23 protein-coding genes and 1 pseudogene are annotated in these 22,939 nt (G+C 53.9%); 7 read left to right on the forward strand and 17 right to left on the reverse strand.

What is annotated here, in order from left to right:
- Positions 1–54: 54 nt before the first annotated feature.
- Positions 55–756, forward strand: a complete 702-nt coding sequence (locus tag HU718_RS14280) for a response regulator (RefSeq protein WP_016984459.1) — start codon at positions 55–57, stop codon at positions 754–756.
- A 4-nt stretch (positions 757–760) separates the two neighbouring features.
- A complete protein-coding gene (locus tag HU718_RS14285) occupies positions 761–2,062 on the forward strand; it encodes an ATP-binding protein (RefSeq protein WP_095120910.1) in 1,302 nt (433 codons plus the stop codon).
- 128 nt (positions 2,063–2,190) lie between these two features.
- Here the strand turns inward: HU718_RS14285 and pncA are convergent, their stop codons facing one another.
- Positions 2,191–2,817 (reverse strand): bifunctional nicotinamidase/pyrazinamidase, encoded by a 627-nt coding sequence (pncA, locus tag HU718_RS14290; RefSeq protein WP_127927233.1) that lies wholly within the window; start codon positions 2,815–2,817, stop codon positions 2,191–2,193.
- A 298-nt stretch (positions 2,818–3,115) separates the two neighbouring features.
- On the opposite strand from pncA, the gene HU718_RS14295 reads away from it, so the two are divergent.
- Entirely contained in the window at positions 3,116–5,383 is a 2,268-nt protein-coding gene (locus HU718_RS14295; protein ID WP_186615942.1) for a hypothetical protein, read from the forward strand.
- A gap of 45 nt (positions 5,384–5,428) precedes the next feature.
- On the opposite strand, the gene HU718_RS14300 is transcribed toward HU718_RS14295, so the two are convergent.
- From HU718_RS14300 to HU718_RS14310, 3 genes are all read right to left on the reverse strand, one after another.
- Positions 5,429–6,187 (reverse strand): transcriptional regulator, encoded by a 759-nt coding sequence (locus HU718_RS14300; protein ID WP_186615943.1) that lies wholly within the window; start codon positions 6,185–6,187, stop codon positions 5,429–5,431.
- Positions 6,184–6,669 (reverse strand): RNA polymerase sigma factor, encoded by a 486-nt coding sequence (locus HU718_RS14305; RefSeq protein WP_127930389.1) that lies wholly within the window; start codon positions 6,667–6,669, stop codon positions 6,184–6,186. The genes HU718_RS14300 and HU718_RS14305 overlap by 4 nt, the downstream gene beginning before the upstream one ends.
- Before the next feature lie 63 nt (positions 6,670–6,732).
- Positions 6,733–7,266, reverse strand: a complete 534-nt coding sequence (locus tag HU718_RS14310) for a tetratricopeptide repeat protein (RefSeq protein WP_186615944.1) — start codon at positions 7,264–7,266, stop codon at positions 6,733–6,735.
- 158 nt (positions 7,267–7,424) lie between these two features.
- On the opposite strand from HU718_RS14310, the gene HU718_RS14315 reads away from it, so the two are divergent.
- A complete protein-coding gene (locus HU718_RS14315) occupies positions 7,425–8,198 on the forward strand; it encodes a class I SAM-dependent methyltransferase (protein WP_186615945.1) in 774 nt (257 codons plus the stop codon).
- A gap of 77 nt (positions 8,199–8,275) precedes the next feature.
- Here the strand turns inward: HU718_RS14315 and HU718_RS14320 are convergent, their stop codons facing one another.
- Entirely contained in the window at positions 8,276–8,716 is a 441-nt protein-coding gene (locus HU718_RS14320) for a hypothetical protein (RefSeq protein ID WP_150730139.1), read from the reverse strand.
- Positions 8,717–8,934: 218 nt separating this feature from the next.
- Positions 8,935–9,273 carry a DUF2834 domain-containing protein gene (locus HU718_RS14325; protein ID WP_186615946.1) on the reverse strand — a complete coding sequence of 113 codons (339 nt, stop codon included), beginning with the start codon at positions 9,271–9,273 and terminating at the stop codon, positions 8,935–8,937.
- A 249-nt stretch (positions 9,274–9,522) separates the two neighbouring features.
- On the opposite strand from HU718_RS14325, the pseudogene ilvA reads away from it, so the two are divergent.
- Positions 9,523–10,512, forward strand: a pseudogene (gene ilvA / locus HU718_RS14330) (threonine ammonia-lyase, biosynthetic); the annotation flags it as partial.
- Between the two features lie 30 nt (positions 10,513–10,542).
- Here ilvA and HU718_RS14335 read toward each other — a convergent pair.
- Positions 10,543–10,848: an NIPSNAP family protein gene (locus HU718_RS14335; RefSeq protein WP_186615947.1), complete on the reverse strand. Its 306-nt coding sequence runs from the start codon at positions 10,846–10,848 to the stop codon at positions 10,543–10,545.
- A gap of 21 nt (positions 10,849–10,869) precedes the next feature.
- Positions 10,870–11,355 carry a serine protease inhibitor ecotin gene (gene eco, locus HU718_RS14340; protein ID WP_122599955.1) on the reverse strand — a complete coding sequence of 162 codons (486 nt, stop codon included), beginning with the start codon at positions 11,353–11,355 and terminating at the stop codon, positions 10,870–10,872.
- Positions 11,356–11,722: 367 nt separating this feature from the next.
- On the opposite strand from eco, the gene HU718_RS14345 reads away from it, so the two are divergent.
- Complete coding sequence (locus HU718_RS14345) at positions 11,723–11,992, forward strand: DUF1652 domain-containing protein (protein ID WP_150730143.1); 270 nt, start codon at positions 11,723–11,725, stop codon at positions 11,990–11,992.
- On the opposite strand, the gene HU718_RS14350 is transcribed toward HU718_RS14345, so the two are convergent.
- Together HU718_RS14350 and HU718_RS14355 are read right to left on the reverse strand one after the other, a co-directional pair.
- Positions 11,989–12,387 (reverse strand): hypothetical protein, encoded by a 399-nt coding sequence (locus HU718_RS14350; protein ID WP_186615948.1) that lies wholly within the window; start codon positions 12,385–12,387, stop codon positions 11,989–11,991. The two genes, HU718_RS14345 and HU718_RS14350, sit on opposite strands and share 4 nt — an antisense overlap.
- Positions 12,388–12,476: 89 nt before the next feature.
- Entirely contained in the window at positions 12,477–12,746 is a 270-nt protein-coding gene (locus HU718_RS14355) for a DUF2790 domain-containing protein (RefSeq protein ID WP_186615949.1), read from the reverse strand.
- Between the two features lie 496 nt (positions 12,747–13,242).
- Here HU718_RS14355 and HU718_RS14360 point away from each other — a divergent pair, with 496 nt between their 5' ends.
- Positions 13,243–13,539 carry a hypothetical protein gene (locus HU718_RS14360; protein ID WP_007912147.1) on the forward strand — a complete coding sequence of 99 codons (297 nt, stop codon included), beginning with the start codon at positions 13,243–13,245 and terminating at the stop codon, positions 13,537–13,539.
- Between the two features lie 108 nt (positions 13,540–13,647).
- Here HU718_RS14360 and HU718_RS14365 read toward each other — a convergent pair whose 3' ends face one another.
- The 7 genes from HU718_RS14365 to HU718_RS14395 all read right to left on the reverse strand — a co-directional run bounded on the left by HU718_RS14365 (position 13,648) and on the right by HU718_RS14395 (position 22,922).
- Complete coding sequence (locus tag HU718_RS14365) at positions 13,648–14,676, reverse strand: tetratricopeptide repeat protein (protein ID WP_225936858.1); 1,029 nt, start codon at positions 14,674–14,676, stop codon at positions 13,648–13,650.
- The gene (locus tag HU718_RS14370; RefSeq protein WP_186615950.1) at positions 14,622–15,593 is read right to left on the reverse strand and encodes a tetratricopeptide repeat protein; all 972 of its coding nucleotides are present in this window, start codon (positions 15,591–15,593) and stop codon (positions 14,622–14,624) included. The genes HU718_RS14365 and HU718_RS14370 overlap by 55 nt, the downstream gene beginning before the upstream one ends.
- 5 nt (positions 15,594–15,598) lie before the next feature.
- A complete protein-coding gene (locus HU718_RS14375; protein ID WP_186615951.1) occupies positions 15,599–16,567 on the reverse strand; it encodes a tetratricopeptide repeat protein in 969 nt (322 codons plus the stop codon).
- 5 nt (positions 16,568–16,572) lie between these two features.
- Positions 16,573–17,514, reverse strand: coding sequence for a tetratricopeptide repeat protein (locus HU718_RS14380; RefSeq protein WP_225936859.1), 942 nt, complete (start codon positions 17,512–17,514; stop codon positions 16,573–16,575).
- 98 nt (positions 17,515–17,612) lie between these two features.
- Positions 17,613–18,305: an SEL1-like repeat protein gene (locus HU718_RS14385; RefSeq protein ID WP_225936860.1), complete on the reverse strand. Its 693-nt coding sequence runs from the start codon at positions 18,303–18,305 to the stop codon at positions 17,613–17,615.
- 340 nt (positions 18,306–18,645) lie between these two features.
- Positions 18,646–19,614, reverse strand: a complete 969-nt coding sequence (locus tag HU718_RS14390; protein WP_186615952.1) for a tetratricopeptide repeat protein — start codon at positions 19,612–19,614, stop codon at positions 18,646–18,648.
- Positions 19,615–19,631: 17 nt separating this feature from the next.
- Positions 19,632–22,922, reverse strand: coding sequence for a hypothetical protein (locus HU718_RS14395; protein WP_225936861.1), 3,291 nt, complete (start codon positions 22,920–22,922; stop codon positions 19,632–19,634).
- Positions 22,923–22,939: the final 17 nt, after the last annotated feature.

Here is a 22,939-nt window from a genome sequence, read left to right on the forward strand (position 1 = left end):
AGCCTGCTCGCGAATGGGCCGTATCGGTCGCCACAGCACTTTCTGGATCACCCCATGCCCAACATCCTCCTGGTCGAAGACGACACCGCCCTCGCCGAACTGATTTCCAGCTACCTGGAACGCAACGGTTATTCCGTCAGCGTGATCGGCCGTGGCGACCATGTGCGCGAGCGGGCGCGAGTCAATCCGCCGGATCTGGTGATTCTCGACTTGATGCTGCCAGGGCTTGATGGTCTGCAAGTCTGTCGTTTACTGCGCGCCGATTCGGCAACATTGCCAATCCTGATGCTCACCGCCCGCGACGATAGCCACGATCAAGTGCTGGGTCTGGAAATGGGCGCCGACGATTACGTCACCAAACCTTGCGAGCCTCGGGTCTTGCTGGCGCGTGTGCGCACCTTGTTGCGCCGCAGCAGCCTCGGTGAACCGTTGACCGTCAACGACCGCATCGTCATGGGCAATCTGTGCATCGACCTGTCCGAACGCACCGTGACGTGGCGCGATCAACCGGTCGAGTTGTCCAGTGGCGAATACAACTTGCTCGTGGTGCTGGCGCGACACGCCGGTGAAGTGTTGAGCCGCGACCAGATTCTGCAACGCCTGCGCGGTATCGAGTTCAACGGCACCGACCGCTCGGTGGACGTGGCGATTTCCAAGCTGCGCCGCAAGTTCGATGACCACGCTGGCGAGGCCCGCAAGATCAAGACCGTGTGGGGCAAGGGCTATCTGTTCAGCCGTTCCGAGTGGGAATGCTGAGCTGATGTTTCGCATCCTGTTTCGCCTGTATCTAGTGACGATCGTTTCCTACAGTGCGGCGATCTATCTGGTGCCGGATCTGGTGGTCATGGCGTTCCGCGAGCGCTTCGTCACTTACAACCTGGACTATTCGCGCGGACTGCAATCGCTGATCACCCGGCAGTTTCACGCGGTGCCGCAAGCGCAGTGGCCGGCGCTGGCGGCGTCGATGGACAAGGATTTCCAGCCGCTGCACATCGTTCTCGCGCGGATCGACGATGCCCAGTTCACCGCGATCGAGCAGGAGCGCCTACGGCGGGGTGAAAACGTCGTGCGCATTGGTGATTGGGGCTGGCGCACGCTGGCGGTGACGCCGCTGGACGACATCTCGGCCGTGCAAATGGTCGTGCCGCCGGACCCGATGGACGTCAATCTGTTGTACTGGAGCATCAACGTATTGGTCGGCGCGACGCTGCTCGCCTGCCTGCTGATGTGGCTGCGCCCGCACTGGCGCGATCTGGAACGGCTCAAAGGTACCGCCGAACGCTTCGGCAAGGGCCATTTGAGCGAACGCACGGAAATTGCCCCGAGTTCCAACATCGGCAGCCTTGCCAACGTCTTCGACACCATGGCCGGCGATATCGAAAATCTGCTCAATCAGCAACGCGACTTGCTCAATGCGGTCTCCCACGAATTGCGCACGCCGCTAACGCGGCTGGATTTCGGTCTGGCGCTGGCGCTCTCGGACGATTTGCCGGCTGCCAGTCGCGAGCGCTTGCTGGGACTGGTCGCGCATATCCGCGAACTCGATGAGTTGGTGTTGGAGCTGTTGTCATACAGTCGCTTGCAGAATCCGGCGCAAATGCCAGAGCAGGTCGAGGTGTCGCTGGATGAGTTCATCGACAGCATTCTGGGCAGTGTCGATGAAGAGCTTGAGTCGCCGGAGATCGTCATCGACGTGTTGCTCCACGGTCAATTGGAGCGGTTTTCGCTCGATCCACGCCTGACCGCGCGGGCGATCCAGAATCTGCTGCGCAACGCCATGCGCTATTGCGAGAAACGCATTCAGATTGGCGTGCAGGTCAATGCCGAGGGCTGTGAGATCTGGGTCGATGATGACGGCATCGGGATTCCCGATGACGAGCGTGAGCGGATTTTCGAGCCTTTCTATCGACTGGATCGCAGCCGGGATCGGGCGACCGGTGGTTTTGGCCTGGGCCTGGCGATCAGTCGCCGTGCACTGGAAGCGCAGGGTGGCACGTTGACGGTTGAGTCTTCGCCGTTGGGCGGTGCGCGGTTTCGGCTGTGGTTGCCCACTAACGCCTGAACTTCATGCCCCTGAAAAGATACCTGTGGGAGCGAGCTTGCTCGCGAAGGCGGTATGTCAGCCAAATATGCGTTGACTGACCCGACGCCTTCGCGAGCAGGCTCGCTCCCACATGGGGATTGCGTTGTTCAGACCAGCTCTGTGGATTGAATCAACCCGACCCCGGCACTTTGCATACGCTCAATCGCTGCCGTCAGTGATCCGTTCAGATCGATCGCCCGGCACGCATCCAGCACCACATAAGCATTGAATCCCGCCGCCCGAGCATCCAGCGCTGAATACATCACGCAGAAATCCAGTGCCAGGCCCACCATGTAGACCGTATCGATCCCGCGCTCTTTCAGGTAGCCGGCCAGCCCCGTGGTGGTTTGGCGATCGGCTTCCAGAAAGGCCGAGTAGCTGTCGATATCAGGATTGCAGCCCTTGCGAATGATCAACTGGGCATGAGGCAAGTCGAGTTCCCGGTGAAACTCGGCCCCCGCTGTCGATTGCACACAATGGTCGGGCCAGAGTGTCTGCTCGCCGTAAGGCAATTGAATGACATCGTAGGGCTGGTGACCGGGATGACTGGAGGCGAATGAGGCATGGCCGGTGGGGTGCCAATCCTGTGCAACGACGACCTGGGTGAACTGGCGGGCGAGCCGGTTGATCAGCGGCACGATCAGATCACCTTCCGGTACCGCTAATTGGCCGCCGGGGGTGAAGTCGTTTTGAACGTCGATCACCAGTAAGGCAGTGCGAGACGAAATCGCCATCGGGGGAGTACTCCTGGAATATGACTTTCTTCGGCGTGGAAGTAACGTTTCTCTTGGCACAAAACGACTGCTCAACGAATTCAGGCGTGGGATAAGCCGCTCTACGATTGCTGCGAATGGCGCCGGCTTTCGTTCGCCTTTTGCGGTTACTCCGACCAATGGTAGCGTTTTAACCGGTTTTACAGGGTTCACCTGTCAGATCTGACAGTAGGCAACCGCGGGCGATGGGTGTTTCATGCGCAGGACAAGAACCCCTGCTTCCGATCGTATCGGACCCTGCTCCCAAAGGATGATCACTATGGACGTCAAGACCCTTGAAAAACCGCGAATTGCCGGCATGAGTCAGCCGGTCCCCGGGCCAGAAAATGCAGATGCAGGGCTGCCTCTGGCACTGACTTATCTGTACCCGGAAGGGGTGAAGGTGTTCATCGAACCCGCCACTACCGCGCAGGACAATGACGTCTATGTCGTGCGTTTGAACGGAGAACGGGTTGCGGAGAAACCCATCGCCACCGGCGAGGCCTCTCAACGGGTAATCGTCTATGTGGCTGCGGACAAATGGAAGAGTCCGCTGAATGTTCTTGATTACGGGATAGAGCGAGATGGCGTGGAGCTCGAAGCTTCGGCGCCGTTGACGGTTATTTATCACGACAAGCGTCCGGGTAACGTGGACCGTTTTCCTGAGGAGGAAGGCCATTCCGAACTGGTGTTTGAAGTGGCTCCGGATGCGTTGGATGAAGGTGTAGACGCCGAGCGTGCGCGTACAGGCGTAAGCATCAGCGTTACCTACCCGATAATGAGAGCGTTCGACACCATCGTGGTGTATTGCAACGGTAAAACCTTCAGTCATGTGGTCAGTGAGGAAGCGGCGGATCAGCAGCGGCCCATCCAGATGACCATCGATGAGGCGACCTTTCGCGCGGCCGGGGACAGTGCTCACTTTGAAGTGCGTTACACGGTATTTGATCGTGTGGGTAACAGTCCGGATGTCAACAGTCCGAACTCGGCCAGCCAGTATCTGTACGTCAACCTGAATGGCACCTGGTATGACCCACCGATCCTCAGCGAGGACCCCGATGATCCTGACGATGACGCCAGCAGCGTCGAACTGGAAAAACTGGCTGGCGAACCGGCAATTGCACAAATCTATGTATCGCGCAGTTGGCTCAGAGACGATGAAATCCGTTTGACGGGGCGCTTCTATGCTAAGGACGGAGCGTTACTGGAACATTTGACGCTGACCGAAAAAGTGAAGAATGCACCGTTTTCCTACTCGATCCCTGTGCCTTACGCTGCGTTTGCTGCCGCCGCGAAGGGACATGCAGTGTTTTCGTATCAGCGCGTCAGCCAGGGGGTCGAACTCGACCGCTCCTATGTCCTGAAAACCAGTATCACCGGCGAGCCCGCTGCGACCCTTTTACCACCTGCACTGGTGGGCTCCGGTTACCTGATCGATCCTCTGGATTTGCCCAACGGTGTGACAGCCCGAGTCGAATACCTGGAGGATCAACCCGGGGACAAAGCGCGGCTGTTGGTCCAAGGCATAACCGGGCCGGGCTCGCCAGTCTTTGTTCCAAGCACCTTCAACAAGAACCACCGGGCCAACTTTCTGATCGAGTCTTCAGTGCTGGCGGCCAGTCATGGCAAGACAATCCAGCTGTCATGGGAGTTGCTGCGAGGTGCGGCCCCTCAACCCTCCGCGCACCGTGACGTGGTGATCAAGCGGATCGAGGATCGGGATCGACGGCTGCCCACACCCGATATCCCTCAGGCCAGCAACGGGATACTTGATCTGGGTGATTTTACCGGTGGTGCGCAGGCGCAATGTGCGGTGTGGCCATTGATGGCGGAGGGGCAATTGCGTTGGTTTCGTTTGCACGGCACAGATATCAACGGTGACAGTTACACGATTGTCCTCGCCGAAGCTGCTCCAGTGACAGCGCCGGAAAAAGACAGCGGGCTGGATAATGCGTTGCCTCGCAGCGAACTCCGGAAACTCAAACCGGGTACGTCCGTGCGCATGGAGTTGAAAGTTGCCTATGACGGGCTCAATGACGAAACCACTGCAGTGGTGTTCAATTCGCCGACATTCACCGTGCTGAATTCTCCCGCGACGTTAATGGAAGATTTCACCGGCGTGCCGAATCAGACGGCACGACAAGGCGCAATCATGGAAACGCCCACTATGCAGATCACGTTCAAATCCGGTGATGGCGAATGCGCGATCATGCCTCGTTCCGACATCGGTCAATCCTTTCCCGGTCGAATCGATGGTCAGGTACTGAGCATTGGCCGCGACGCCTTTGGCGAGGCCGCGCAGGTAGTGGAAATAAAACTGAAGAATGCCTGCTCGCGAATCAGTTTTTTTCATTTAAGCGTTAACTATGAGGACAGCACCGTGACTTACTACACCAGCAATGGGGAGCTTTTGGGGCGTCAGGCGTTAGGTTCGTCCTACGGCACACCGGTCAATGTTGCCTTTGATGCACCGGGGATCGCACGACTTGAGTTCCATAGTCCGAAACCTGACTGGTTTTCCCTTGACTCCTTTAAAGTGGATGCCTAGTGCCGTCAGACCAGTTCCGCCAACTTGAACATGCCGGTCAAGGCACTAGCCGATGGATCGCGATTTCAACAGTGTTGCGCTCTGCTCAAGTGCAGCCGCCGGAACGTGTCCGATCAACATCCAGGCATGTTCATGCTCTGTCCAGAACACTACGTTCATCTCGTGTCGACGTTCATGCTCAAGCGCTCGGCTACCCTGGTTCGAGCGCGTGACGCATAACGCCAGAGGCCCATGCCTGGCATCGAGGTACATGATCTGTGCGATCGGCACACCGTCGTATTCAAGCACTTGTGCGCGTTTGAATTCGGCACCCGGCAGTTTCAACGTGGCGGGTGAGAGATTCAGGCCCAGACGCGCATCAACCGTGCGCAGTTGCGCGCGTTGGGAGGCTTCGTCGGTGGGCAGGTGATCAAGCGTTTGCGGCACATACAGCGCCATGTAATCGCCCACCAATGCGCGCCAGTTGTTCGATTGCGCGGCGTGCCAGCCGAGGAATAACCGGTCGGCCAACACGCCTCCGGCCAACAGCGCAGCGGCCGCGCCACCGATAAACCAGCGGCGACTCAGCCCAGGCTTTTCTGGCGAAGGAATGGCATCCAGCCGCGCTTGCAGTCGATCCAGCGGCGCCTGTTGCGCCAGCTCGTCATAGGCGTTCTTGAACGGCAGATTACTGCGGCTCAGCCATTGCACGCGCAGGCTGAGCAGCGGGTCTTCGACAATGGCATTGTCCAGTTGGTTGCGATAGTCGCCGTCCAGTTCGACGTCGAGGTAGGCGACCAGTTGTTCATCCGAAGGTTTGTTCATGAGCGGTCTCCTTCGGTGGTTTTTGGCACAGCCTGCAACGGCGGGTATTCGGCGAGTTTCAGGCGGGCGGTGGCCAGACGGCTCATCACAGTGCCGATCGGCACTTGCAGGATCTCCGCGACTTCGCGGTAGGACAAACCTTCGACGTAGGCGAGGTAGACCGTTTCCCGCTGGATTTCAGGCAGCGCATCGACGCGGCGAATCACTTGCGCCGCCATCACGTGCGTCTGCGCCGCGTATTCACCATCGAACGCCAGTTGACCATCGGCATCGACCTGTCCCGTCCCCTGACGCACGCGACGAGCGCGCACTTCATTGAGCCAGATCGAATGCAGAATGCTCAGCAACCAGCGATCCATGCGCGTACCGGCGATGTACTGATTGGCGCGCTCCAGCGCTCGTACACACGTGGCCTGTACCAGATCCTCGGCCACGTGCCGGTTGCGCGACAGCAGCAGACCGTAGCGCCACAGTCGCGCCAGATGCTGCCCGAGTTCTGCTCTGAATGCCTGATCGTTGAAGATGATGGCGGCCCTTATAAGTGCTCAGGTTTTCGATGAGTCGTTGATGGCTTCAGCCAGGTCCTGATATTCCTCGCACGAGGTGCCGCAAATCGATCTGATCTGCTGCAACTGCTCCTGCGCCAGGTCGACGCGGCCTTTGATTACATAGGCCTCACCGAGGTATTCGCGCACTTGCGCGTACTGCGGATCGAGCTGCACCGATTGCAGGTAATAGCCGATGCCCTCGTCGGTGCGCCCCAGTTTGCGCGAGGCGTATCCGCGATAGTTGAGGGCCTTGGCGGTGTTCGGTTGCTTGAGCGTATCGAGCAGCACCAAGGCTTCTTCGTAGCGACCGGCCTTGGCAAGGCGATAGGCGTAATCAGTACGGTCAGCGTCCGGCAGCAGACTGCTGGTTTGCAGCACGCATTTTTGCGTTTTGCTGTCCCAGACCTGGCCTTTCGGGCATTCGGGCTTCTGCACCGGTTCTTCTTCATCACCATTGGCCAAGGCCAATTGGCTGGACATCGCGGCGACCAGCAGCAACGGGGCGGCGAACATAACGGAACGGATAGTCATGGGCAAGGCTCCACAGGGGTTATGTTTCACATTGAACACCACAGGGTGAATTTTTATTCATTGCTTTATCAGTGACTGTTCAAGTTCAGCGTAAATTCAAGCGCTATGCTCGGGAGCGTCTGCCGTCGATCCGATGTTTTGTCGTAAGGAGAGTTGCCATGACCGATCACGTCCATCATTCAGCCGCTGCCGGCTACAAAACCGCCGCCGACACCTACGTCAAAGGGCGGCCGGACTATCCGCCGCAGGTCAGTGAGTGGTTGACTGCGACGCTGGGCCTGGATAGGCATAAAACGGTGATCGATCTGGGCGCCGGCACCGGCAAGTTCACCGGACGCCTGGTAGCGACGGGCGCGCAAGTGATCGCCGTTGAACCGGTGGCGCAGATGCTGGAAAAACTGTCTGACGCCTGGCCCGATGTGCTGGCTGTGTGCGTTACGGCGACCGACCTGCCGTTGCCGGACGCTTCAGTGGATGTGGTGATTTGCGCGCAGGCGTTTCACTGGTTCGCCAGTACCGAGGCGCTGAGCGAAATCGCTCGAGTACTCAAGCCGGGTGGCAAGTTGGGGCTGATCTGGAACTTGCGTGATACCGCAGTCAGTTGGGTGCCGAAACTGGATGCCATCGTCAACGCACTGGAAGGGGACACGCCGCGCTATTACACCGGCACCTGGCGCACAGCATTTCCGCACCCGGCTTTTGAGAAATTGCAGGTTGAACAGTTTCATCATGGTCATACCGGCTCACCGGAAGATGTGATCTTCAACCGCGTGCGCTCGACCAGTTTCATCGCCGCGCTGCCGGATGCGAAACGGGCGAAAGTCGATGAGCAGATTCGTGCGTTGATTGCCGCCGAGCCGGAACTGCGTGACAGGGATGTGGTGACGGTGCCGTATGAAACGGCGGCGTATGTTGCGATTAAGCGGGGCTGAGGTAGCCGGGTTGCGAGAACGCCGGGCTAACCCTGTCAATGTTTACCCCGGCCCTTGGTTGCAGCCGAGGTAAAGGTCTAATTTGTCATGTTGAACTTGCCATTTTTGATAAAGACTTGCTGCCCGTTTTTTTCATTCAGAGCTGTAAAAAACACTGTGCCCTCCACTTGTTCACCTTCGGCTGACGGCACGATAGTTAGCGTTATTTGTCCTGATGTTGAATAGTACGGCTCCGCATCACCAAGAGTGCCGACCGCATAGCTTCCTCGAAAGTCGCCGTCCCTGGTCAGCGGATAGGTGCCTGCCGTTACCCCCACAGGGAAATAGACACTCAGATAGGCGTGTCGCCGCGGAAGCGGTCCGTCGAATTCCTGATCGCCAATAGCTTGCCAAAAAGGGACAGGCACCGGGCGAGAGCTGATGGCCAGATTCACTAACGTCGTATGAAACAACAAGCGTTCACCACCTTCCGTCTCGGCAGAAAACTCTCCTGTAGATGTGTACGCTGAATCACTCATTGCTCATGCTCCTGACGTATGGCCTCAATGGGATCAAGCTCCCGGTGAAGGCTCAAGTTACTGCATCAGGATGTGCCGCATAACTGTCATAGTTGACAGTTGACATCTGGGTTGATCAGGCATTCTTGAACGACATGCACCTTGCCAGTGCTGACACCAACCCCTGTGGGAGCGAGCCTGCTCGCGAAGGCGATCTACCCGGCATCCGATAACCCGGATCAACCCACCCGAGCCAGATCCACCAGCTTCCTGTTGCGCTCGCGAACCCCACGCACCACCAGATACAACAACGGCCCGATCGACACAAAAACCGCCGTCAGCAACAAATAAGGCACCACCGACCAGACCGACTGCCCACGCGATCGGGCATCCTTGACCATCCACACCCCGGCCAGTGTGGCCAGCAGATACAGGTCAATCACCACCTGCGCGGTGTCGGGCCGCGACATCAGGCTGATGCCAAAATCGATCAACGACTGTTCAGCCTGGAGCATCACCGAAACGGTATAACCGCTAAACGCGAGCAAAGCCGTGAGGGGCAGGGCGATAGACATCATGCAATCCTTCCTTGGTGTGATGAGAGAGTCGCCAGACTAACGCCGCCGCGCAAAATTGGCCATTGACTTGCCATTAGCGCACAGGCTAATTTCCAGCCCATGACTTCGACTGTATCGCGCTGCCAGCCAAGCATTATTACCGCCATTCCTCATTTGGCGGGCTAGCTCACGACTGCAGCACCCAACCCGCCCTAGAGGCGGGTTTTTACTTTCTGTCTCCGGGGTTCTGAAAAATGTCAGGAGACGACCATGCCGCACAGCCCCGACCAGCAAACCCTGCTTGAGCACTACGTGAAAAAGATCCTCGCCGCGCCGGTGTACGACCTCGCGGTGCGCACGCCTTTGCAAGCGGCGCCGGCGCTGTCGGAGGCGCTGGGCAACCGGATTCTGCTCAAGCGTGAAGACCTGCAACCGACGTTCTCCTTCAAGATCCGTGGTGCCTACAACAAACTGGTGCAATTCAGTGACGAGCAAAAGGCGCGCGGAGTAATCACCGCATCGGCCGGCAATCACGCGCAAGGTGTGGCGCTGGCAGCTCGCGAGCTAGGGATTGCGGCGACCATTGTCATGCCGGCGACGACGCCGGAACTGAAAGTGCTGGGTGTGCGCAGTCGTGGCGCTGAAGCGCTACTGCACGGCGAGAGTTTCCCGTTCGCGCTGGCCCACGCGCTGCAACTGGCGGAACAGACTGGACGCACCTTCGTGTCTCCATTCGATGACCCGGAAGTGATCGCGGGGCAGGGCACCGTGGCGATGGAAATCCTTCGTCAGCATCAGGGCACACTGGATGCGATCTTCATCCCGGTGGGCGGTGGCGGTCTGATCGCCGGCATCGCAGCCTACGTCAAATACCTGCGGCCGGAAGTGCGGATCATCGGCGTCGAATCCGAACACTCCGCGTGCCTGAAGGCTGCGCTGGAAGCCGATCAGCGTGTCGTGCTGCCTAATGTCGGTACGTTCGCCGATGGCGTGGCGGTTGCGCAGATCGGCGCGTTCGGGTTTGAGGTTTGCCGCTTTTGCGTCGACGAGGTAATCACCGTCAGCAACGACGACCTCTGCGCGGCGATCAAGAACATTTACGACGATACTCGCTCGATCACCGAACCTTCCGGCGCCTTGGCCGTGGCCGGGATCAAGCAGTACGTAGCGCGAACCGGGGTGCGCGAGCAGACATTCGTGGCGATCGACTCGGGCGCCAATATCAACTTCGACAGCCTGCGCCATGTCGCCGAGCGCGCCGCAGTCTGCGGCGTCTCGGCGTGAAGCGGTTTACGGCAGCAAGGGGCGCAGGAAGCTGCGCTCATAGCTGACGATGAACTTTTTCTCGACCAGGCTGGCTACCAGTGCGGTGCTTTCCGGATCGGTCAGCGCGATGTGCCGATAGCTTTCGTAATCCGTCAGCGACGGAAAACTGAACAGGCAATAAGCGATATTGTTCGCGCCTTCGGACGGCAGGAAGTAGCCGTGATGAGTGCCGCCCAAGCGCTCGACGATGCCGAGCCAGGCCTTGGCGTAGGCCTCGAACTCAGGCAATTGGTACGGATCAATGACATATCTGACGTGGCAAGTAATCAAGCAGCGAACTCCTTGTTCGGGTTATTCCTGCAGGGCTGTACCGACTTTGTCCGACGCCGACCAGATGCGATAGCGCACTTCGACGTCCGACGGTGCGTACACCACGACCGGCAACTTGCTGTTGTACCGCAGCATGAAGCCGTCACCGACGACAGGCACGAACGCGCGTTTCTTCTGGCTGCCGGGCGGGCAGGCCATCATCGTACTCATCGGCCCAATGACCTTTTCCAGTCGATAGAACGGATAACCCCAACCTTCAAGATTCTTCTCATCGAGAACACCGCCCAAACGCTGGCGGTTGCAGTCCACTTCCAAAGTTTTGCCGGCGAGGATTTCAACCTGGAAGTTCTCTTCCTGCTCTTGCTTGGGCAAGTGAATGACCTGACGGGTGAACCCGGCTTCAGCCTTCGGGAACGGCGCGACGTCTTCAAGCTTAGCGGCGTGGGCGAGGGTGGACAGGCTGGCGATGAACAGCCCGGTGGTCGCGTAAACGCGGAAAGAACCCATGGAAGCCTCCGTGCGGGTGTAGGGTGGATAACGGGCATTCTTACCGTCATGGGCCGTGATTGCAAACCAGCGTCGAGTTGCAAATTGCAGTACCCGCCGAGGCCATTCTTGCAAATTGCAAGTAGCCAAATACTGGCACCGCCGCCAAGTGCTTGATTTCATGAGGGTGAAAATGAACCGATGAAAGGCACGCTTTATGCGTCTTTTCAGTGCGGCGCACCGGCCTTGGGCGCCTACACTCCAATGGGCATTTCGCAGTACCACCGCTTGTCGCACCAGGGAAACAGCGGGGACACACCCGTGCAGGGGCAGCAACGGTCAGCGTGAATACTTGATTGGCATCTCACAGTAAGGAGAGGGTTTCGCCATGTTTCTGTCTGCCTTGGAACTACGCAATATCATTGAAAGCAGTTTTCTGCCGAAACGCTGCCAGTGCACGCTGTCGCCGGACTTGTCGATGACCGTCAAGGTTTTCGGCGATCACCAGACCGATCAAGTCGATCTGCTGGTCAGCGGCATCGACGCCAGCCATCTCAACGGCTGTCGTGAAATCAACGAACTGATCGCCGGGCTGCGATCGGATCTGAACCAGCAAACTGTGCAACACCACTACAGCCCACACTCCAGAGTCGTTTAACGCACCGTTTCACCCAGTTCGACCGTCACGCGCCGGGCCTGCACAAAACCAAGGCCCAGCGCGAACTCGACCAGCACCGCGAGCAAAATCCCGGGGCCGGCATGGCCGTTTAGCCATTCCGCAAAACCCAGCACCGCCAAACCAAAACAACCGACGATAAACCCGTTACTCAGCGCATTACGCCCCAGCGACGGCGGTGCATTACGCACCAGATAAAACATCACGCCCAACGCCGCAAACACCACTGCACTGCGCCGCGCGACAAACCCTGCAGCGTCGGAATACTCGATGCTCCAGATCGCCAGCAGCCTCTCCGGGAAAACGCCCCAGGCCAACGCCAGCAAAAAACACAACGAACACGTGAAGCCCGACAACGTGCGAAACGACAACTGCATGGCGAATCCTTGCGGCAGTGAGGAGGGCTCCGAGCATAACCGCCGAAACACCCCACGCCTACCGCAAAACCGCAAATCAGACGTTTCTGTCAGTTCTGGAAGTTGCACGCGTCAGACAATTTCCGGTAGCTGATTTCCTCGGGCTTACCGGCATTGTCGATGTACTTCATATCGGCCGTGACCACTTTGCACAGTTGCGTTGGCGGCTCGGTCAACGACACCACCTTGGCCACATGCAGCGGCATGCCGTACTCATACGGCACGGCTTTGGACGTGGCAGAGGTGTCATTGGCCTGGGCCAGCCCGGCAAACGCGGTGCAGGCGAGGGCGGCGCTGAGCAATAAAGGACGAATGTTCATGAAAGGACTCCCGAGTGGCGGTTCTAGAGTTCGGCGTGATGCACCCGAACCTGCCGCACTGGGCAACAGCCAGAATGGCTGAGGGCGTGCGGTTCAGTAGAGTTTTTGACCACGGCGTTAAGGGATGGTTAACCGAGCTGAACGCCGGCTGTCAGGGAGTGGGGTGGTTTTCTTCGGGATGTTTGGCGAATTCCTACAAAGGCTGCTGCCTTGTCTGCTTTCGGCGGCTGGAGCGGGGCGGTTATTGTCGGTTGCCGCTGCAAAATCAGTGGTTCGGGTTTGGTCACCTGATAACTTCCCTTATTGCAGATGTGCCATCATTTGCGCTGCGGACATCTGTGTCCGTGCGGTGCATAGCTGTGGCGGCTGTGTGCAGGACGCCTTCGGGCGAGCTGAGTTGGGGTTGTTCTCGGTTGACCAAGCCTGCACACAGTCCGCCTCCCACTGTTTGGTCACAGTGCTGGCGGTTACTTTCGCCCCAATTGAGTAATCACCTATGCCGATAATCAAACTGCTACAAAACCGCTATCTCCCCCTCAGCAGCAACGTCACCGAAACCCCGACACTGCTCATCGACACCCAAGCCAACCCGAAAGACATCCTCGAAGCCGCCGTCCAGCGCATCCGCGCCGCCGCTGACCTGCTCGAAACCCTGCATTGCCTGTGCTTCAAGCACGCCGACGTGCAGGACATTCCACACATCACCCATGCGCTTTACCTGCTGACGCAGGATGGCAATGATTTGCTGCAGGTGGCGCAGCAGCAGATGTTGAGTTGGAAGGCGCCGGTTTGATGGGCTAGTGAAAACGGCAGGGGTGAACAGCTGAATTTACGCGGGCTGATTCACTTGCTGCCGGTTAATGCAAGCGGGGTGTTGTGCGACTAACCGCTGGGGCTGCGGTCAATCTCCTAGTTTGTCAGGGAAAAATGAGAGGGGTGGGTGAGTGTCTTTCCACTGTTTTGCGAAAACTTTTGATTGCTCGATTTGCTCGGGTGTCATCTTCTCAGCAATTTTTTCTATCTTCCGGTCAACATAATCTTGAATGCCTCCGGCATCATTCAAGTCTTTCATTAGATAGAACATCGCATAGCCTTCGACTAGATTCAGTGGGTAGCCAATTTTATCTGGCGTATGCGAAATGTAAGCACCATAGTTGCTCATAGCATCTTGCTCGCCAGTTTCAGCTGCAATTTTTAGCCAATGATGGACAGCCTGCATGTCGCCGTCCCTGTAAAGAATTTCCAGATAGTTATTCATCGCTTTAGGGTATCCACCCTCTGACGAAAGCCTTAACCAATTTCGGACCGATTCGTCGCGTTTCCCAGGGATAAAAAAGAATCCCTTCCCCTGCCGCTCACTCACCGCCATCCAATACTGCGCAAGTGGGTAACCAGCGTTTGCTGACTTTTCAAGCCATTCGTCATTCAAAGTTATTTCATACATCAAGAATAGAGACTCAGCGTCACCGCTGTTCGCTTTTGCCAACGCTAGTTCTTTGGCATACGCAAACCACTGAGCAGGACTTTTGGAACTGGCAGGGCAGTTATCCATTATCTTGCACAAATCCGAATTTTTACGGCCTAGCTGAATCATCGCGTATATGGAACCATTCATCGCAGCCGTTTCATACCAGTGCTGTGCTTCGGGCGTCATGTATCGGTTTCGCTTTCTTAGCGCTTCGCCTAGGTAGTATTGCGATTCCACGTTTCCAGCTTGCGCTTCTTTTTCTAATACAGGAAAGGCTGCATCAAGCTTTAGCTGATTATATAAAATAATGCCTGCAGATACTTCGTGCGCTGGCTGCGACGCAAAAGTAAGTGTGGCACTTGTTAAAAATGTCGCGATAATAAAATATCTAAATGGCCTCCCTGGCGTTAATATCCTAGCTTGTCCGGAAAAAATGAGAGTGGCGGGTGAGTGGTTTTCCACTCTTTAGCTATTCTTTCTGAATCTTCAATCTGTGCTGGTGTCATTTTCTCGCGAATTTCTTCACCTTTTCGCTCAACATATCTTCCGATTCCGCCAGCATCACCTAGATCTTTAAGCAATGTAAAAAGCGCATTACCTTTAACTAGATCTAGGGGGTAATCCAGTTTGTCTGGAGTGTGGGAAATATAGGCACCATAGCTGCTTACTGCCACTTGGTAACCACTGCGGGCTGCTAACTCAAGCCACTGGCGAATACTCGCTGTGTCGCCTTCTCTATGTAAAATTTCTAGGTAATCCATCATTGCTTTTGGATATCCGCCTTCCGACGAAAGCAAAAGCCATTTTTTTACAGATGCATCACGTTTTCCTGGAATCAAGAAGAAACCTTCGCCCTGACGCTCGCTGACCGCCATCCAGTACTGCGCGAGCGAGTATCCCGCGTTTGCGGATTTCTCTAACCACTCACGATTAAGAGTGATTTCATACATTAGATACAAGGATTCGGGATCGCCTTCCTGCGCCTTTGGTAGAACTAATCCTTTAGCTTGTGCAAACCATTCCGCTTGGGTTTTCTTGAATGGAGGGCAGTTGCCAATCTTCTGACAAAAGTCATTTTTGTGTCGGCCCAGTTGAATCATTGCATAGATATTGTCTTTTTCTGCCGCCTTTTCATACCAATGTTGCGCTTCGGGGGCCATGTAACGGCTTTTTTTACGAATGATTTCCGCCAAATAGTATTGAAAGTCCGAGTTTCCGTCGTTGCTTTCAATTTGGAGTTGTTGAGTCGCTGCGTTAATATTGAGTTGGTTGTATAGAACTAATCCTGAAACTTTTTCAGGGGCGCTGTCTGCCGCCAGACTTGGTTCCGCCCAAGAAAAAAGAGCAATTAATAAAGGCCAAGTCAAGAATCTTGTCATTCTAATTATCTGCCTAGCTTTTCGGGGAAGAAGGAGAGCGGTGGGTGAGTGGTTTTCCATTGCTCAGCGACAGCTTTAGAACTTTCTATCTGTTTAGGTGTCATTTTGCTGCCAATTTCTTCGAGAGTATCTTGAACGAAATCTTGAATAGCGCCTCCACCATCCAGCTCTTTCAGAAGGCTAATCAGTGCATAACCTTTAACAAGGTCGAGGGGATAACCAACTTGGTCGGGTGCATGGGCAATGTAAGAGCCATAGCTGCTAATTGCTTTTTGATCGCCCGTTTCAGCTGCTGCCTGAAGCCAATGGCGCACCCCATCAAGATCGCCTTTCTTATACAGGATCTCAATGTATTCCATCATTGCTTTTGGATTGCCGCCTTCAGAGGCAGCTTTCAGCCATTTGCGGATGGCCTCATCACGTTTTCCAGGTATAAGAAAAAATCCCTCACCTTGTCGATCTCCGACGGCCATCCAATATTGAGCGAGTGGATATCCTGCATTTGCAGATTTCTCTAACCACTTATGATCCAAGGTGATTTCATACATTAAATACAGAGATTCTGGATCGCCGTCATTTGCCTTCGGCAAAGTGACCTTCTTGGCTTCCACGAACCACTCGGCTTGAGTTTTTTTAGACGGTGGGCAGTTTTCCATTATTGCGCAAAGATCGTTTTTTGCTCTGCCCAACTGAATCATAGCGTAAATCGAGCCATTCATCGCCGCTGTTTCATACCATTGCTGTGCTTCAGGCGTCATATATCGGTTACGCTTTCTTAGCGCTTCGCCTAAGTAGTATTGCGACTCCACATTTCCAGATTGCGCTTCTTTTTCTAATGAGGGAAAGGCTGCGTCAAATTTTAACTGATTATATAACGCAATGCCTGCAGAAACTTCGCGCTCTGATTTTGACGCAAAAGCAGGCGTGGTACTTATTAAAAATGTTGCGACAAAGAAATACCTGAATAGCCTCACTGGCGTTAATATCCTAGCTTGTCAGGGAAGAACGAGAGAGGCGGGTGGTTGGCCTTCCACGTTTTTGCGAGTTCTTTTGCTTTCCCTATCTGCTCTTTTGAAAGGTTTTTTTCCACTTCTGGCAAAACATCGTTAACATTGTTTGTTACGTTTCCACCACCATCAAGCTCTAGTAGATTTGATAGTAGCGCATATGACGTCACTGGGTCTGAGGTGAATCCGTATTTTGGTTCAACTTCGCCTATATAAGAAGCATAACCAAAAACCGCTGATACGTAGCCTGAATCTGCAGCTTTTTCATTCCAAGTTCTAAACGATGAAAAGTCGGCTTTTTCAAGCCTGGCAGCGGCAAATCCCATCATAGCTGGAGGATAGCCATTCTCTGCAGACGCTTTCATCCACTTTTCGATTTCATCTGATCTTCTGGAGGGCAGTAGGAATACTCCGCCACCTTCTTGATATTTAGTCGCTAAACGAAATTGCGCCAATGCGAAACCTTTTTCTGCAGATTTTTCTAACCATTCATCGTTCCCTGTTATTTCCCATAACAAGTACATAGACTCAGCATTTCCATGAGATGCCTGATCAGTTGCAAGCTTCTTAGCTTCATTCATCCAGCCTTCAGGCGATTGCTCAGAGGGGGAACAATTCTTCATGGTTACGCACAAGTCTTGGTCCGCTCCTCCGAGCCGGATCATAGAATAAATATTGCCTTTTTTTGCTGACTCCTCGTAAGCTTTTTGTGCTTCCTGAGTCAAGTATCTGTTGTTTTTTCTTATTGATTCACCTAGGTAGTAGAGTGCCTCATCATCGCCACCATCAGCTGCGATCTTCAAAAACTCAATCGCAGAAGTGGCTTTGTATTGATTGTAGAGTTTTATCCCCTCGCTTTTTGATTTTTGTTGTTGGGTGGATAGCTCGGAGTTTGCATGCTTGCTAAACAGCATGCATGCAAATGCCAAGCTTAGAGTCAAGATTTTGAGTGGTTCAAAGTAACTTGGTCTTGCAATTATGCTTGTTTTTAATTGTAGAGGCTGATGCAAGATTAAAAGCCTATTTTTTCAGGGAAGAAAGAAAGAGGCGGGTGAGTAGCCTTCCATTCAATCGCATATTTTTTTGCTTCCTCAATTTGAGCTGGCGTCATTTTCTCTGCTATTTGAGGTAACTTGCCATCGACATAAGCTTGAATGTTTCCACCGCCATCCAGTTCTTTAAGCAAGGATACGAGTGCGTAGCCTTTAACTAGATCTATGGTATAGCCAACCTTGTCGGGAGTATGGGATAGATACGCACCATAACTTGCAACGGCGGCTTGGTAGCCGGTTTTTGCCGCCACGTCCCACCAATATCGAACACTTTCTAAATCGTTTCGTTGGAAAAGGATCGATATATATTCAATCATCGCTGGGGGATAGCCACTTTCTGAGGCGGATTTTAGCAACTCCTCCTCAGCATTCTTCCTCTTCCAAGGAAGTAAAAATGTGCCTTCGCCCTCGGCATAACGATTGGCGAGTAACCACTGTGAAGGTGCATATCCAGCTGCCGCTGACTTCTCCAACCACTTTAACTCTGCAGTTGCATTGTACAAAATCGCCATTGCTTCGCCATCTCCACTTACGGCGCGAGGAGTTGCGGTTTTTATCAATAGGTCTAACCATTCACTCGGTTTTTTGCTTCCTGGAGGACATTGATTGATGACGGAGCAAAGATCTCCTGAAGTCGTTGCAAGTTTGAACATTGCATAGTAATCGCCCTGGGAGGCTGAAGCCTCATACCATTTTTTTCTTCTTTATTACTATAGCGCTTCTTTTTGCGAAGTTCTTCCGCTAGGTAAAATTGGGCCTCTGCATCTCCAGCTTCCGCAGCGATACGTAACTGCATCTCAGCAGCTTTGTATTGGTTGTAGAGTTTTATCCCCTCGTTTTTTGATTTTTGTTGTTGGGTGGAGAGCTCGGAATGTGCATGTTTGCTAAACAGTATGCATGCAAACGCCAAGCTTAGAGTCAAAATTTTGAGTGGCTCAAAGTAACTTTGTCTCGCAGTTGAGCTTGGTTTTAATTGTAGAGGCTGATGCAAGATTAAAAGCCTATTTTTTCAGGGAAGAAAGACAGAGGGGGGTGTGTAGTCTTCCACTTGGTAGCAAAGTCTTCTGCTTCCTGAATCTGCGTCGGGGTCATTTTTTCTGAAATTTGTGGAAGTGTCTCCTCAACATCTGTTTGTGCTGCTCCGCCGCCGTCTAGCTCTTTCAGCAGAGAAATTAATGCATACCCTTTGATTTTATCTTCCGTAAATCCGAGTGCTTTAGGGTCGACGGCTAAAAAGTAGCCATAGTTATAGACGCCGGCCTCATATCCAATCGACGCCGCTTTTTCTACCCAATAGCGGGCTTGTTCCAGTTCGCCTTTTTCTCTATATATACCAAAAAGTTGCATCATTGCTTTAGGGTTTCCTGCTTTCGCAGAAAGTAAAAACCAATGTTCGACTATCTCTTGGCGCTTCCATGGAAGAATAAAGCCTTCTCCTTGACGATCACCAATAGCCATTCGATATTGGGCGATTGCATCTCCTGCGAGTGCTGATTTCTTTAACCACTCTCTCTCTGCGGTCAACTCATACATTATGTAAAGAGCTTCCGCATCACCGCGATCGGATTTGTCTTTCGCGATTCTCGTCGCTTCAGCCAACCATTCTTTTGGTTCTTTTTTTCCTGTTGGACAATTCTTCATTGTCAAACATAGGTCATTATCGGTTCGGCCGATTCGAATCATCGAATAAAGGTCGCCTTGGGTGGCTGCGGCCTCATACCATTTATAAGCTTCATCGGTGATGTATTGTTTGTTTTGGCGTATTTCCTCTGCTAAAAAAAACTGCGCTTCAGCGTCTCCTGCTTCTGCCGCTATTCGTAATTCGGGTTCGGCAGTCTTATACTGCTTGAATAGTATTATTCCGCGTTCTTTCGCTGATTGCTGCTGAGAGCTAAGCGTCGCAGAAACACATGTTGGTAGTATGATGAATATCGCTACGGCAATTGCTTTAAGTATTGTCATGATTGTGTCTTACTCATTTATTCTTCTGGGCCGTTATATGTTGCTCTTCCGCCAGGAAGGTATGTCCGGCCATAATGCGTAAATCGTTGACAAAATCCGTCTAGTCTCGCGCCAAGCTCCTCAACATGTTTTTTGTATCTGGCCCTCATTTGGTCGTTTCTCTGGTCAGCTAAGCGGAGTATCGCTTCGGACATGAAGTTATCCATGGCTAGGCGTTGCTCACAATAAATTTGGCCTTTGTCGAGACCTTTGGTTCCAAATCTATTCATGCTGATGCACGCTTCTTCAAACTGTGCTTGAGCTTGCGTCAAGGTATTTGTTTTTTTTGCGTTACTCAGAATCCAACCCAATATCCTTTCAACTGCTTGTTGTTGAATAAGGTGGGTCTGCGATCTGTCGTAAGTATATTTCTTCTCTCGAGAAGCACTATCTGCCGAAACATCCGTGATGTTAGAACTTTCAGCTGCTGAAGTTAATGTCATTAACATAGGGCCGAGCGCATTGGGTGTGGCATTCAAAAACCACTGCTCCAACTCATTCTGATTGCGATAAGTCATAATCGTGTGGGCAATGATGGCTCCTCTACCTCCGCCAGTTAACGCCTCATATAAAGACATCACCATATCCACGCCTTGCATATAAAATATCGCCACTTCCATGCCCGCAGCACCGAGGAAGTTAAGTTTGTCTATGTAATTGGCTGCATCATCGGTTACAAAAATCAGCGATTTATCCTGATTTTTGTGCATCTCACGGCGCAGGAGGTTAATCAGGTCAATGACGCCGTCATAACCGACTTCGAACTGGAATTCGCCGCCGGCTCCGGCACCGACAATGACGGATGCCTTGAACCGCATGATGAAGCGGCCTTCGTGCAAGGAAATACCGATGTCTGCTGATGCACCGAGGCCGTATGCGGCGGTGAAACCGGCGGTCAGTCGCGCCAGACTCGACCATTGGCTGGCTTTGGTGCTGTTGACGCTGTTGGTCATTCCTGGTGAAGGTGCGGTTCGCAATGCTGCGATTTCTTTTGGCGGCGCCCAGTTCAAGGCGCCTGTCAGTAGGATCCCTGCCTGCACTCCCGCAAAGAGGTTGAACTGGGCTTTGGCGCCGTCCTCTACCCGAACTTTTGCCGCGTTACCTTCCAGCACCGGTTCGCTTCTCGCGGTTGCAGCGGTTGCATGTGTCGTATCCGGTCGTTTTGCGTCGGTGATTTCCGGTAGGTTCAGGCCGCCTTGCACGTTTGCACGTCCCAACTGCACGCTGGAGGAAAGGAGGAGGGTGGCGCCGGTGTATCCCCAGGCTCTAGCGCCCAGGTGGATCGAGAACCGACCTAGATTCAGGTTTTTGCGGTTTTTCTCATAGTCGAGGTAAGGGATCAGGATGTCTTGGGCCTGATCTCTGCCCGGAAGATCCATTTTCATCAATTCAACTTCGCCACGGGCGAGGTCAATGCCCAGACTCACTTCTGCCTTCGCGGAGGCTTTGAAGTTATCCGCCACACTGAATGTCGGGCCGGTTATCTTGGCGCCGGTGTGGATTGATGGCTGTGGCGGTGTGAGGCAACGCACGAGTTGAGCTTGAGGACTATTGTCGAACAGGCGCAAGGAGCTTCTGACTTCTTCCTTGAACAGCAACTGACGAAGACGAAGTCCCCAATCCTTGCGGGCTCCGGCATCCTCAAAGGTTTCGACCTTGTAGTTCTTCGATTTCAGGTAAGAGTGGAACATTTCCACATCAAACCAGCCTTTCTCATCAAACCAGTCACTCTGCTGATCTTTGATGGCGAGTGCACCTTCAAGCCGCAGCCACTCATGGAAAGGATTGTCGTCAGTGTCCGACGTTGCTTTCCCGGTGCTGTTCCCCGGAAGTTTCTGCAAGTCTTTACTTGCCTTGGCGCCGATTTCACTCGCGTCCTTTTTCAATACCTTTGTGATGCCTTCGAGATTGAGCAGGCTCAGGTGTTTGACAGGACTGTTGGGGCTATTGAAAAGTGCTACTTCGCGCAAAGGAAAGCCTGCTTTGACCAAGCGTTCTTCCGGTTTCGGCTGAAATTGCTCGGGCTCCCACAGCAGATGTCGCAGCGGCAGGGCTGCGGCCACTGCAGCCTCTGCGTCATCGCGAAGTTGCAGGCGATCTTGCTGAATGCGCTGCCATTCTGCCCGTTCCGCCTCCACGATACCTGCAGGTGCCGCGACGTTTTGCCCGCTGGCGTCAATCCAGGCTTTATATTTCGTGCGGATCTGCTCCGTGAGCTTGATCTGCCGCTGCTCCATCTCGAGATATGCCTTGAATTTCTCGATACCTGCGCTGATGTCGCCAGTGTCAGGAATTAGCGCAAATTCCGGTAGGGCCAGCCCATAGTCGGCAACTTTCAAAATCGCATCGATATAAGCAGCAAAGTCTTTTTCGACTTTTTCGCGCTCGTTGGCGACTTCCTTTAAATAACCACACATCCGGGCTTTGCCATCGATGACGCAGTTTGTGGCGTCCAGATAGGCCTTTTTGTTTTTCTGAAAGTCTGCCTCTTTCAGAGTCGTCAACTTGCCACTCTTGGTGAGCGCAGCGCGGGCCTTCAAGTAAGTCTGCACGCGATTTCTTGCTTCGATCGCCCCTGGGGAAAACAGGTTGCCGCTTTCGTAGGTGTAGCCAGCAGTTTTTGCCTGTGCGACTGCAACCGCTTTCAGCTTTTTCCATTCGTTGTAGAGGCGCTGCAGTTTCTGCCCATCAGAGTTGGCTTCAAGCAGGCTCGCTTGCTGTTGATTGGCAAGCTCCCGATTGCGAGCGTATTCGCTTTGGTCCGGCAGTTTGTCCAGCGCTGCGGAGTTTCGAGCCTCTCGGCTGACAGCCTTCAATCGCATAGCCATCGTGGGCTGCGCGATATCGGGTTCCTGAGCCTCGATTTCGAGCATTCGGCTTTTTTGCTCGCCTTGCAGGAAATTACTCAGCTTCGGCTCCAGGAAGTATTCCAGAAGCCCCGCGGTGTTCATCCCCTTGAGTCGTTCTTCTGGAGACTTGCTGGCGCTGATATGTTGCTCGAGTTCATTCATCGCCTCTTTGATCGAGCTGGCCGCACGTTTAGGCAATAGGTAAAACATTTTTTCTTTGGTGGCGTAGATCACTTCGCCATATTCCGTCGAGCAGGCCGTCTTTACCTGGTCGAACGCGTTGGAACAACTGTCAGGCGCTTCAGGCTGGGGATCAAGTTCCAGGGCAGGCTTGCTCTCGACCGGTACCGCTGAAGTCGATGGGTTCGCAGCTGGTTTGTTGAAATCTACCTTGGGTGCTACTGAGATATCAGTTTCCATTTTGCTTCCATTCATTC

Source organism: Pseudomonas tensinigenes (assembly GCF_014268445.2).
GTDB classification, from domain to species: Bacteria; Pseudomonadota; Gammaproteobacteria; order Pseudomonadales; family Pseudomonadaceae; genus Aquipseudomonas; species Aquipseudomonas tensinigenes.